This window comes from Streptomyces sp. CAU 1734, from assembly GCF_039888735.1.
Classification (GTDB): Bacteria; Actinomycetota; Actinomycetes; order Streptomycetales; family Streptomycetaceae; genus Streptomyces.
Genome location: NZ_JBDQQP010000004.1, coordinates 113,093 through 125,295 on the forward strand (window position 1 = coordinate 113,093; position 12,203 = coordinate 125,295).

Annotated in this window: 7 protein-coding genes; 4 read left to right on the top strand and 3 right to left on the bottom strand. The window is 70.8% G+C overall.

All coding sequences use genetic code 11. The features are described 5' to 3' along the window. Positions 1 to 194 precede the first annotated feature (194 nt). Entirely contained in the window at positions 195 to 386 is a 192-nt protein-coding gene (locus AAFN69_RS08840) for a MerR family transcriptional regulator (protein ID WP_347727790.1), read from the top strand. Positions 387 to 604: 218 nt separating this feature from the next. Here the strand turns inward: AAFN69_RS08840 and AAFN69_RS08845 are convergent, their stop codons facing one another. Beyond that, positions 605 to 2,941 (bottom strand): MMPL family transporter, encoded by a 2,337-nt coding sequence (locus tag AAFN69_RS08845; protein ID WP_347727791.1) that lies wholly within the window; start codon positions 2,939 to 2,941, stop codon positions 605 to 607. 673 nt (positions 2,942 to 3,614) lie between these two features. On the opposite strand from AAFN69_RS08845, the gene AAFN69_RS08850 reads away from it, so the two are divergent. The 3 genes from AAFN69_RS08850 to AAFN69_RS08860 all read left to right on the top strand — a co-directional run bounded on the left by AAFN69_RS08850 (position 3,615) and on the right by AAFN69_RS08860 (position 7,136). Next, positions 3,615 to 4,250 (top strand): TetR/AcrR family transcriptional regulator, encoded by a 636-nt coding sequence (locus AAFN69_RS08850; RefSeq protein ID WP_347728090.1) that lies wholly within the window; start codon positions 3,615 to 3,617, stop codon positions 4,248 to 4,250. Positions 4,251 to 4,357: 107 nt separating this feature from the next. Then, positions 4,358 to 4,675 (top strand): cation transporter, encoded by a 318-nt coding sequence (locus AAFN69_RS08855; protein ID WP_347727792.1) that lies wholly within the window; start codon positions 4,358 to 4,360, stop codon positions 4,673 to 4,675. A gap of 196 nt (positions 4,676 to 4,871) precedes the next feature. Then, the gene (locus AAFN69_RS08860; RefSeq protein ID WP_347728091.1) at positions 4,872 to 7,136 is read left to right on the top strand and encodes a heavy metal translocating P-type ATPase; all 2,265 of its coding nucleotides are present in this window, start codon (positions 4,872 to 4,874) and stop codon (positions 7,134 to 7,136) included. A gap of 1,313 nt (positions 7,137 to 8,449) precedes the next feature. On the opposite strand, the gene AAFN69_RS08865 is transcribed toward AAFN69_RS08860, so the two are convergent. Both AAFN69_RS08865 and AAFN69_RS08870 read right to left on the bottom strand, forming a co-directional pair. Then, positions 8,450 to 9,739 (bottom strand): citrate synthase, encoded by a 1,290-nt coding sequence (locus tag AAFN69_RS08865; protein WP_347727793.1) that lies wholly within the window; start codon positions 9,737 to 9,739, stop codon positions 8,450 to 8,452. Between the two features lie 226 nt (positions 9,740 to 9,965). Then, positions 9,966 to 12,173, bottom strand: a complete 2,208-nt coding sequence (locus tag AAFN69_RS08870; protein ID WP_347727794.1) for an ATP-dependent RecD-like DNA helicase — start codon at positions 12,171 to 12,173, stop codon at positions 9,966 to 9,968. Between the last annotated feature and the right edge of the window lie 30 nt (positions 12,174 to 12,203).

Here is a 12,203-nt window from a genome sequence, read left to right on the forward strand (position 1 = left end):
CACGGTTGTCCCCCACCCATCTCGCATTTCTCCATTACGCGGGTTTTCCGTCACAGACGGTCAACAGCCCTCGGCTGCATCTCCCCTGCGACCACTCATCAGGCGCAGTCTCAGTGATCGCCAGCGTCGGTGCGACTGCTCCCCCGACGGCCCCCAGGCCGCCGCTGTCGCACGCGCAGGGAGGTGTCGCGGAGATGACGGACAGAAGGCTCTGGTCTTACAAGGACATCGCTGCTCACATCCGGGTGCAGCCGGACACGGTCCGCACCTATCGCAAGCACGGCCTGCTCCCGCCGCCCGACCTCGTCGAGGGAGGCAAGCCGTACTGGTACCCGGAGACCATCCGTGCCTGGGTGGCCAACCGTCCGGGCAACAAGGGCCGGTGAGAAGAGGACCGCACGGCCGGCGGCACGACGAACACCGCAGGCACCGCGAACACGGCGGACACGGCGAGCGCAGCCGACCGCGATATCGGTGACCCGGAGTCCCGCACCCCGATCAAGGGGTGCGGGACTTCCCCGTACGGGACTCCCTCCGCAGGGGACATCCGGGGCCGGCTCTCCCGGCCGGGAGCCGCAGGACCGCAGGACCGCAGGACCGCAGGTCAGGAACCCCCTCCGGGGGCGGTTGATGCCACGGTCTCCCGGCCGGGTGGCGCCGCGCCGCCGGTGCCGGAGGCGTCCGGGACCTCTTCCCCGGAGGCGGCGGGCGGCGCGGGCGGGGCTATCTCCTCCCCCTCACTCAGCCCGAAGCGCTGGTGGAAGCGGCGCAGTGGAGCGGGCGCCCACCAGGACCGGGCCCCCATCAGCTTCATCACCGAGGGAACGAGCAGACTCCGGACCACCATGGCATCCATCAGCACGGCCAGCGCGATCCCCAGACCCAGCATCTTGGTGTTGGTCACCCGCGAGGTGCCGATGGCCACCATCACCACGGCGAGGATCACCGCCGCGGCCGTGATCAGCCCGCCGGTGCGCTGAAGCCCGAACCGGACAGCGGCGTCATGGTCATGAGTGCGGTCGTACTCCTCCTTGATCCGGGAGATCAGAAAGACTCCGTAGTCCATGGAGAGCCCGAAGGCGATGCAGAACATCAGTACCGGCAGATTGGTCTCTATGTCCCCGGTGGGTGTGAAGCCCAGCGCCCCGGAGAAATTGCCGTCCTGGAAGATCCAGACCATCGCCCCGAACATGGCCGTCAGGCTCAGCGCATTGAGCACCACCGCCTGGAGCGGTATCAGCACACTGCCGGTGAGCAGGAAGACGATCAGCAGGGTCGTCACCACGATGATCCCGAGCGCGAGCGGCAGCCGGTCGCCTATCGCGGTCTTGGAGTCCTCCAGGACCGCGGCCCGGCCCGTGACCGCGGTGGCGAACGGCGCGGGGGTGTCGCGCAGCTGATGCACCAGCCGCTGAGCTCCCTCACCCACCGCCTCTCCCCTGGGCTGTACGGAGTAGTGGCCCGTGCCGCCGGCGGTGAAGACCGGGCCGTCGACCCGCAGCACACCCGGCAGGGCGGCGACACGGTCGCGGTACTCGGCATGGGCGGCGGTCCGCGCCGCTTCCCCGCTCTCCCGGCGCTCCTCGGTGAGGATCTGCAACCCGCCGTCGGGGCTGCCCGGGAAGCCTTCCCGTATCTGCTGCTGGACAAGGTGCGACTCGGCGGTCGTCGGGAGCTGGCGGTCGTCGGGCGTCCCGAACTTCACCCCGAGGAAGGGCAGCCCGAGAAGGAGAAGGGCGGCGATGGTGGAGAAGGCGAAGAGCGGGGCCCTGCGCATCACCAGATCCGCGAACCTCCCCCATCCCGCACCGCTCGCGGCTCCTTCCCCGGCGGCGGGCGCGGTCTTCCCGGCCGCGCCGGCCCGGCGGCGCCGGAAGAGCCGGCGCAGGTCCAGGGCATTGACCCGGTGTCCCAGCACGATCAGCGCGGCCGGGAGAACGAGCAGCGCGGCGGCGGCGGCCAGCAGCACCACGGCGATTCCGGCATAGGCGAAGGAGCGCAGGAAGTACTGCGGGAAGACCAGCATCGCGGCCAGCGAGACGGCCACGGTGAGCGCGGAGTAGAGAACCGTGCGGCCCGCGGTGCGCAGGGTCGTCGCCACCGCTTCGCGCACCTCCGCGCCGCGCTCCAGCTCCTCGCGGTACCGCCGGACGATGAAGAGGGCGTAGTCGATGGCGAGACCGAGCCCGAGCGCGGTGGTGAGGTTCATCGCGAAGACCGAGACATCGGCGAACTCCGTGATGCCGCGGAGCACGGCGTTCGTCCCCAGGATGGCGACGATGCCGACGGCGAGCGGCAGCATCGCGGCGACCGCGCTGCCGAAGACCATCACCAGCAGGATCAGGGTGACCGGCAGGGCGATCATCTCGGCCAGCAGCAGATCCTCCTGGACGATGGTGGTCATCTCATGGGACACGGCCACCGGGCCGCCGATGGTCACCTCCACCGGGCCGTGGTCGCCCCGGAAATCGGGGGCTATCCGCTCCAGCACCTCGGCCGCGGTCTTCTCGTCCCCCAGGATGCGGGCGGCGATCAGCGCCTGGCGCCCGTCCTCGGCGCGCAGGGCGGGCGAGGGGGTCTGCCAGTACGACCCGACCCCGGTGATGCCCTCCTCGGCCGCCAGCGACTCCGCGAGCCGCCGCCCCTCGGCGGCGACCCCGGGGCTGTCCACCCCCTGCCGCCCGCCGTCCACCAGCAGCAGCAGATTCGGCTGGGAGGCGGGGAACTCCCGCTGGAGCGCCTTGGTCGCATAGCTCGATTCCGCGGCCGGGTCCTCCCAGCCGCCACTGCCCATCCGGTCCGCCACCCCACTGCCGGCGAATACCGCGAGCGCGGTGAGCACCAGGGCCGTGAGCAGGGCGAGCCTCGGCCGCGCGACGACGAAGCGCGTCCATCGCCCGATCGGCGGCCCTCCGGGAGGCGCAGTGTTGACTTCGGACATGGTGCGATGTCCCCTTCACCGTGGCCCATGCGCAGGCGTGCAGTCAGCCGGTCCTTCAGGCAGTCGGGCAAGCGGACAGGCAGCATGGGTCGACCATTGCCATCAACTCGGCAAATACGAGTGATCACTCGCATTAACCCAAGAATGCGAGCGCTGACTCGCGTTTGTCAACCGCATGAGGAAGCTGGGGATTTCAGTGCCGGAGCCGACACAGCCGGAGCCCGCGAACGATTCGGGGCCCGCGAACCACTCGGGATCCGCGAACGGTTCAGGGCGCGCGGCCGGCTCAGGACGCGCGGGCAGTTCAGGACGCGCGGCCGGCGAGGCGCCCGCGACCGGCGACGGCGGGTTCACGACTGACGGCGGGCCCGGGGCGGCCCGGGAGCACCCGTCGGACCCCGGCGCCACGTCCGGCCCCGGTCCCGCGCGGAGCCATGGCCGTACCGGCGCCCGGAAGCCCCCGGCCCGCCCCGGGCGCGCGACGGGCGCCCGCCCCGAGGCGGCGGCCACCGCGAGCGAGCCGGGCAGACCGGACGACGCCGACACCGACATCGACATCGACATCGACACCGGCGACGCAGGCACGGACACGGGCACAGGCGCCGGCACAGGCACAGGCACGGACTCGGCCGCCGCCAGGCCGCGCCGGCGCCAGGCGCGGGGCGAGCGCCGGATCGCCCAGCTGCTGGAAGCGGCGGCGGATGTCTTCGCCACCAGCGGATACGCCGCCGCCAGCACCAACGCCATCGCCCGGCGGGCGAAGGTCTCCCCCGGCACGCTCTATCAGTTCTTCCCCAACAAGGAGGCCATCGCCGTCGAGCTCGGCGGGCGCCTGCTCCACCAGTGGCGCGAGTCCCACGGCGCGGCCCTGGTCACCGCCGGGCTCGATCTGCCGCTGGACGAACTGCTGGACGCGATGCTCGACCCGCTCTTCGCCTTCAACTACGAGAATCCCGCCTTCGCCGTGCTGATCCACGGCCCCGACACCCCGGGGCAGATCGCCGAGGAGTTCCACACCATCCATCAGGGACTGCTCACCCGGATCGAGACGATCCTGGGCATGTACCTGCCCGAGACGCCGCCCGCCGAGCTCTCCCGGATCGCCCATGTCTCCCTGACCCTCTTCAAAGCGGGGCTCGATCTGGCCCTCACCCATGAGGGCGAGGAGCGCCAGGCGTACGTCCGGGAGATCAAGAAGGTGATGTTCCGCTACCTGGAGCCGCTCTTCCCCGACCACGACACCTGCCCCTTCAGGAACGGCGGCGGCACACCGGTCGAAAATCCCCCAGGACCTCGCGATACCCCCTAGGGGTATTGTATAGTGAGTGTCACAGGGTCCCGGGAGTCACACGGGCCCCGGTACACCACGAGTGCGCGCTGCGATGCGCACCTCATCCGCCCTGCGAGGAGAGCGATATGACCGCGAAGACCGAGATCGAGATCACCGAGGCGACTCCGGCCTCCGGCTGCTGCGGCGGCAGCTCCTGCGGCACCGGCGCGGCCGAGGCCGGCGAGGGCGCCGTCACCACCGTCTACGAGGTCTCCGGCATGACCTGCGGACACTGCGAGGGCGCGATCTCGGCCGAGATCTCCGCCATCGCCGGGGTGACCTCCGTGACGGCCGTCGCCGCCACCGGCAAGGTCACCGTGGTCTCGGCCGCCCCGCTCGACGAGGCCGCCGTGCGCGAGGCCGTGGACGAGGCCGGATACGAGCTGGTCGGCACCGCCGCCTGAACCCCGCGCGCCGGGCCGTACCCGACCCGTCGGAGACTGGTTCCGTACGGCCCGGCCACGCCCCGCCCCTCTTGGAGTCCCGATCATGGAATCGCACCGGACGGAATCGGCCCCGGCACCACGGGCGGCCCAGGAGCCGGGCACCTCGCCGGCGCCTCCGGCGGAGACCTCCCGCGTCGAACTCGTCATCGGCGGCATGACATGCGCCTCCTGCGCCGCGCGCGTGGAGAAGAAGCTCAACCGCATGGAGGGTGTGGAGGCCACGGTCAACTACGCCACCGAGAAGGCGCGCATCTCCTGTCCGCCGGATCTCGCGGTGGCCGATCTGATCGCCACCGTCGTACGGACCGGCTACACCGCGACGGAGCCCCCGCCGCCGGAACCGGAACCCGAAGCGGAACTCGAAGCGGAACCGGAAGCGGAACCCCGGCCGGAAGCGGGAACGGAGCGCTCGGCGGACTCCGGGGCGGGCCGTTCGCGTACCGGCGGCGATGATGACGGACCCGCGGGAGAAGACCCCGGGACCGCCGCCCTGCGCCGGCGCCTGACCGTCTCCGCCGTGCTCTCCGCACCGGTGATCCTGCTCGCGATGGTCCCGGCCCTCCAGTTCGACAACTGGCAGTGGCTCTCGCTGACCCTCGCCGCGCCCGTCGTCGTCTGGGGCGGCCTGCCCTTCCACCTCGCCGCCTGGAAGAACCTCCGGCACGGCGCGGCCACCATGGACACCCTGGTCTCCGTCGGCACCCTCGCCGCCTTCGGCTGGTCCCTGTGGGCCCTCTTCTTCGGTCATGCCGGAATGCCCGGAATGCGGCACGGCTTCGACTTCACCGCCTCGCGCGGCGACGGCTCGTCCGCGATCTATCTGGAGGTCGCCGCCGGTGTGGTGACCTTCATCCTGCTCGGCCGGTATCTGGAGGCCCGTTCCAAGCGGAAGGCCGGGGCGGCACTGCGGGCCCTGATGCGGCTGGGCGCCAAGGACGTGGCCGTCCTGCGCGACGGTACGGAGGTACGGATTCCGGTCGGCCGGCTGGTGATCGGCGACCGGTTCGCCGTCCGGCCCGGGGAGAAGATCGCCACCGACGGTGTCGTGGTCGAGGGATCGTCCGCGGTGGACACCGCCATGCTCACCGGCGAGTCCGTGCCCGTGGACGTGGCGAGCGGGGACGCGGTCACGGGCGGCACCGTCAACACCTCCGGCCGGCTCGTCGTGGAAGCCACCCGGGTCGGCGCGGACACCCAGCTCTCCCGGATGGCGAAGCTGGTCGAGGACGCGCAGAACGGCAAGGCCGACGTGCAGCGGCTGGCCGACAGGATCTCCGCCGTCTTCGTCCCGGCCGTGCTGCTGATAGCCGCCGGCACGCTGATGGTCTGGCTGCTCACCACCGGCGACACCACCGCCGCCTTCACGGCCGCCGTGGCCGTGCTGATCATCGCCTGCCCCTGCGCCCTGGGCCTGGCCACCCCGACCGCGCTCATGGTCGGCACCGGCCGGGGAGCCCAGCTCGGCATCCTCATCAAGGGACCCGAGGTCCTCGAATCCACCCGCAAGGTCGACACCGTCGTCCTCGACAAGACCGGCACCGTCACCACCGGCAAAATGACCCTGCTCGGCATCCACCCCGCCGACGGCGTCACCGAGAACGAGATCCTGCGGCTCGCCGGCGCCCTGGAACACTCCTCCGAACACCCCATCGCCCAAGCCGTCGCGGCGGGAGCGCAGGAGCGGATCGGCACGCTGCCGGTGCCGGCGTCGTTCGAGAATGTGCCGGGGCTCGGTGTGCGCGGGGTGGTGGACGGACACACCGTCCTGGTCGGCCGGGCCCGGCTGCTCACGGAGGCGGGGATCGAGCCGTACGGGATCACCGACGGCGGCGGCACGGCCGTCCACGCCGCCCGGGACGGCGGGGCGCTCGGCGTGCTGACCGTCGCCGACGCGGTGAAGGAGACCAGCGCGGAGGCGATCACCGAGCTGCGGGCCCTGGGGCTGACCCCGATCCTGCTCACCGGCGACAACAGGGCCGTCGCCGAGGCCGTCGCCGCCGAGGTCGGCATCGACGAGGTCCACGCCGAGGTCATGCCCGAGGACAAGGTCGACGTCGTCAAGCGCCTCCAGGCCGAAGGACGCAGCGTCGCCATGGTCGGCGACGGAGTCAACGACGCCGCCGCACTCGCCCAGGCCGACCTCGGACTCGCCATGGGCACCGGAACCGACGCCGCCATCGAAGCCGGCGACCTCACCCTCGTACGCGGCGACCTCCGGACCGCGGCCGACGCCATCCGTCTCGCCCGCCGGACACTCGGCACGATCAAGGGCAATCTTTTCTGGGCTTTCGGCTATAACGTCGCCGCACTGCCGCTCGCGGCATCGGGCCTGCTCAACCCCATGATCGCTGGATTTGCCATGGCCTTTTCGTCCGTCTTTGTGGTGACGAACAGCCTGCGTTTGCGGTCCTTCAGGTGACTACATGTGACGCACAAGACCTTCACAAAGAGACCTAGATCACAGATATTTGGGGGTAACCATTCAGACTCTCTGAGAGTCTAAGTGGGCGATGCCAAGGACGTCTTGGGGGACGTCCGGGGAGTGTCTTGGGGGACACTCCGGGCAAGCGTTGGCCGGGGCACGTGCCCGGGGAGCTTTGAGCGGCCCTCCCGTGCGTACGTACCCCGGCAGACCGCGCAAGCGTGTGTGCGACAGAGTGTGTGCGACAGAGTGTGTGCGACACAGACACCCGGCCGGATCCCGTGGGGGGAATCCGCTCCGGGGATATGGGAAGCGCCCCGCTCGCCGACCCGTGGGGGGATCGGCGGCGGGGCGCTTTCGTCGTCTGCGGGCCGTACGGGGCGGGGTGGGCCCCCGGAGGCACCTCGGGGGCGTACGTCCGTCACGAGGCCGCACAGGGCCGTACAGGGGCCCGCGTGGGCCGCCGGGTGCGGCTCAGGGACGGCGGGGGCGGTCTCCGCGTCCCCGCGGAGGGGCATGCGGCACTCAGTGCCGCGGGCGGGGGTTCCGGGCGCGCGGTGAGGGCTCTCGCGCCGCCCGCGACGGGGCCGGCCTTGTCCTCGGGCGGACCGCGGCGGAGGGCGATCCGGAATCGCCGGGAGGGGTACGCGACCGTGTTTCCCGGGGCTCCGCGCCGGACCCGGCGCCTCGAACTCCGCCGAAGCCTCGCCCGGGCGGGGGCCCCCGGCACAGTTGGGGAAGCGCCCCCGGCGGGGCTCGCATGTACTCGACCCGGGACCCGAGTCCGGCGCCTCGGACCCCCCGAGGCTTCGCCCGGAGGCGCCCCCGGTCGGGCCGCACCGCTCGGCGCCGGCCCGCGCGTACGGGACGGTGGCTCGGGGCACTGACGGGCCGGGGTGCGCGCTCGCCCCACTCAGGGGGACTCCAGAGGGCTCCGCGGCGGGCCGGGATCACTCAGCCCGATCCCGGGCGGGTTTCCGGGGCTCCGCACGAGCCCGGCGCGCTCCGCCGGAGCCTCGCCCGGAAGGTGCCCCCAGCGGGGCCGGCTTCGCCCGCCCCGCCCGGAGTGCGGGGCAAGGGGCAAGAGGGCGCTCGCCCTGCTCAGGAAGGCCGCGGAGGGCTCCGTGCCGCCGGCGGGGCCGGGATCCATCACCCCGCGCCGCCGACGGGGGCGGGGTGGCCCGGCTCGCCCCCGGATGCGATTCCCGGGGGCGGGATCGCGGTGCGGGCGGGGGCGCGGGAGCCGGGTTGGCCGGGACCTTGTAGGTCCCGGCCGGGGGGCTTGCGGGGTGGGGCGGGGGGTGAGGGCGTCAGCGGGCCTCGACCGGGACGAAGTCGCGCTCGACGACGCCCGTGTAGATCTGGCGCGGACGGCCGATGCGCGAACCGGGCTCCTTGATCATCTCGTGCCACTGGGCGATCCAGCCGGGGAGCCGGCCGAGCGCGAAGAGCACGGTGAACATCTCGGTCGGGAAGCCCATCGCCCGGTAGATCAGACCGGTGTAGAAGTCGACGTTCGGGTAGAGCTTGCGCTCGACGAAGTAGTCGTCCGAGAGCGCGTGCTCCTCCAGCTTGAGGGCGATGTCCAGCAGCTCGTCGGACTTGCCGAGAGCGGAGAGGACGTCGTGCGCCGCCGCCTTGATGATCTTCGCCCGGGGGTCGAAGTTCTTGTAGACGCGGTGCCCGAAGCCCATCAGGCGGACGCCGTCCTCCTTGTTCTTCACCTTGCGGATGAAGGTGTCGACATCGCCGCCGGATGCCTGGATGCCCTCCAGCATCTCCAGCACCGACTGGTTGGCGCCGCCGTGCAGCGGGCCCCAGAGGGCGGAGATGCCGGCGGAGATCGAGGCGAACATGTTCGCCTGCGAGGAGCCGACCAGACGGACGGTGGAGGTCGAACAGTTCTGCTCGTGGTCCGCGTGCAGGATGAGCAGCTTGTCCAGCGCCGCCACGACGACCGGGTCGAGGTCGTACTCCTGCGCGGGGACCGAGAAGGTCATGCGCAGGAAGTTCTCGACATACCCGAGGTCATTGCGCGGGTAGACGAACGGGTGGCCGATCGACTTCTTGTACGCGTACGCCGCGATCGTGGGCAGCTTGGCGAGCAGCCGGATCGTGGAGAGGTGGCGCTGCTTCTCGTCGAACGGGTTGTGGCTGTCCTGGTAGAACGTGGAGAGCGCGCTGACCACGGAGGAGAGCATGGCCATCGGGTGGGCGTCGCGCGGGAAGCCGTCGAAGAACCGCTTGACGTCCTCGTGCAGCAGCGTGTGCTGGGTGATCTCGCCCTTGAAGGCGGCGAGCTCGTCGACGGTCGGAAGCTCACCGTTGATGAGCAGGTAGGCCACCTCGGTGAAGCTGGAGCGCTCGGCCAGCTGCTCGATCGGGTACCCGCGGTACCGCAGGATGCCCTCTTCACCGTCGAGGTAGGTGATCGCGGACTTATAGGCGGCGGTGTTGCCGTAGCCGCTGTCCAGGGTCACCAGACCGGTCTGGGCTCGGAGCTTCCCGATGTCGAAGCCCTTGTCGCCGACGGTGCTCTCAGCCACCGGGTAGGTGTATTCACCGTCCGCGTACCGCAGTACTACAGAGTTGTCGCTCACGTCATCCCTCACCGACGTAGTGCCTCTTCTTCGAGGTGCCCTGACTGTCTCTACCATCCCCCATTTGGCTCAGCAGAGTGCACTCGGGGTCGCCCGTTGGGCTATTTGGCGGCACTCAGTGCCGCCAGCCTGCCCATCCTGCCCCGTCAAGCCGCATTCCGGAAGCCGGGGTGTCATTTCCCACCCCGGCACGGGGGTGCTTCCCCCGCCCGGCGGAGCCGGCGCGTCAGCCTCCGGCGAGCCGGTGGTCGAGTGCCGTGAAGCGTCTGCCTGCGGAAACCGTGCGCACCGCCTGCCCTATGGCCTTGCGGGACCCCACCAGCACCACCAGCTTCCTGGCCCGGGTGACCGCCGTGTAGAGGAGGTTCCGCTGAAGCATCATCCAGGCTCCGGTGGTGACCGGAATCACCACGGCGGGGTACTCGCTGCCCTGGGAGCGGTGGATGGTCACCGCATACGCGTGGGCCAGTTCGTCCAGTTCGTCGAAATCGTACGGAATCTCTTCGTCCTCATCCGTGAGCACCGTCAATCGCTGATCCTCCAGGTGAAGTGAGGTGACGACGCCGACCGTGCCGTTGAAGACGCCGTTCTCGCCCTTCTCGTAGTTGTTGCGGATCTGGGTGACCTTGTCGCCGACCCGGAAGATTCGACCGCCGAAACGCTTCTCGGCCACATCGGGCCGTGCGGGGGTAATGGCCTGCTGGAGCAGACCATTGAGGGTGCCCGCGCCTGCGGGACCCCGGTGCATGGGGGCGAGAACCTGTACATCTCGCCGTGGATCGAGACCGAATTTGGCCGGAATCCTTCGCGCAGCGACATCCACGGTGAGCCGTCCCGCGTCCTCGGTCTCTTCCTCGACGAAGAGAAAGAAGTCGGAGAGGCCGGTGGTGACGGGCTGGGAACCGGAGTTGATCCGGTGGGCGTTGGTGACCACGCCGGACTGCTGGGCCTGCCGGAAGATCCGGGTGAGCCGGACGCTCGGCACCGGGCCGTCCTCGGCGAGGAGGTCGCGCAGCACCTCTCCGGCGCCCACGCTGGGGAGCTGGTCCACATCGCCGACCAGCAGCAGATGGGCTCCCGGCGCGACCGCCTTCACCAGCTTGTTGGCGAGCAGCAGATCGAGCATCGACGCCTCGTCCACCACCACCAGATCGGCGTCGAGCGGCCGGTCCCGGTCGAAGGCGGCGTCACCGCCCGGTTTGAGCTCCAGGAGCCGGTGGACCGTGGACGCCTCGGCGCCCGTCAGCTCGGCGAGCCGCTTGGCCGCCCGGCCGGTGGGCGCGGCCAGCACCACCTTGGCCCGCTTGGCCCGGGCCAGCTCGACCACCGACCGTACGGTGAAGGACTTTCCGCACCCGGGGCCGCCGGTCAGCACGGCCACCCGGCTGGTGAGCGCGAGCCGGACGGCCGCCTGCTGCTCCGGTGCCAGCTCGGTGCCGGTGCGCTCGGCGAGCCAGGCCAGGGCCTTCTCCCAGTCGACGTCGCGGAAGGCGGGCAGCCGGTCCTCGGGGGTGCGCAGCAGCCGGTGCAGCTGGGCGGAGAGGGAGAGCTCGGCGCGGTGGAAGGGGACCAGATAGACCGCCGTCACCGGCTCGCCGCCGTCCGGCGCGGGGACCTGCTCCCGGACCACCCCCTCGCCCTCCCCCGCCAGTTCGCCGAGGCATTCGATGACCAGGCCGGTGTCGACCTGGAGCAGCTTCACCGCGTGCGCGATCAGCTGTTCCTCGGGCAGGAAGCAGTGGCCCTGGTCGGTGGACTGGGAGAGGGCGTACTGGAGCCCGGCCTTGACCCGCTCCGGGCTGTCGTGCGGGATGCCCACGGCCTGGGCGATCCGGTCGGCGGTGAGGAATCCGATGCCCCAGACATCCGCCGCCAGCCGGTAGGGCTGGTTCTTCACCACGGAGATCGAGGCGTCCTCGTACTTCTTGTAGATGCGCACGGCGATGGAGGTGGAGACCCCGACACCCTGGAGGAAGACCATGACCTCCTTGATGGCCTTCTGTTCCTCCCAGGCGGCGCCGATCAGCTTGGTCCGCTTCGGACCGAGACCGGGCACCTCCACCAGCCGCGCGGGCTCCCGCTCGATGACATCGAGGGTGTCGACACCGAAGTGCTCCACGATCCGCTCGGCGATCCGGGGACCGATGCCCTTGATCAGGCCGGAGCCCAGATAGCGGCGTATGCCCTGAATGGTGGCGGGAAGTACCGTCGTGTAATTCTCCACGGTGAACTGCTTGCCGTACTGCGGATGGGAGCCCCAGCGGCCCTCCATCCGGAGCGACTCCCCCACTTGGGCGCCGAGCAGCGAGCCGACCACCGTGAGGAGATCGTCGGCACCGCGCCCGGTGTCGACCCGGGCGACCGTGTAGCCGTTCTCCTCATTGGCGTAGGTGATCCGCTCGAGGACCCCTTCGAGCACTGCTGGATTGGACATGTCCCGACGCTACCGCCGAGGTCGGACAAC

Bases quoted from the DNA above. Each gene is read 5' to 3' on its own strand.
- AAFN69_RS08860 (WP_347728091.1), top strand. From the start codon at position 4,872: ATGACATGCGCCTCCTGCGCCGCGCGCGTGGAGAAGAAGCTCAACCGC.
- AAFN69_RS08855 (WP_347727792.1), top strand. From the start codon at position 4,358: ATGACCGCGAAGACCGAGATCGAGATCACCGAGGCGACTCCGGCCTCC.
- AAFN69_RS08845 (WP_347727791.1), bottom strand. From the start codon at position 2,941: ATGTCCGAAGTCAACACTGCGCCTCCCGGAGGGCCGCCGATCGGGCGA.
- AAFN69_RS08840 (WP_347727790.1), top strand. From the start codon at position 195: ATGACGGACAGAAGGCTCTGGTCTTACAAGGACATCGCTGCTCACATC.
- AAFN69_RS08870 (WP_347727794.1), bottom strand. From the start codon at position 12,173: ATGTCCAATCCAGCAGTGCTCGAAGGGGTCCTCGAGCGGATCACCTAC.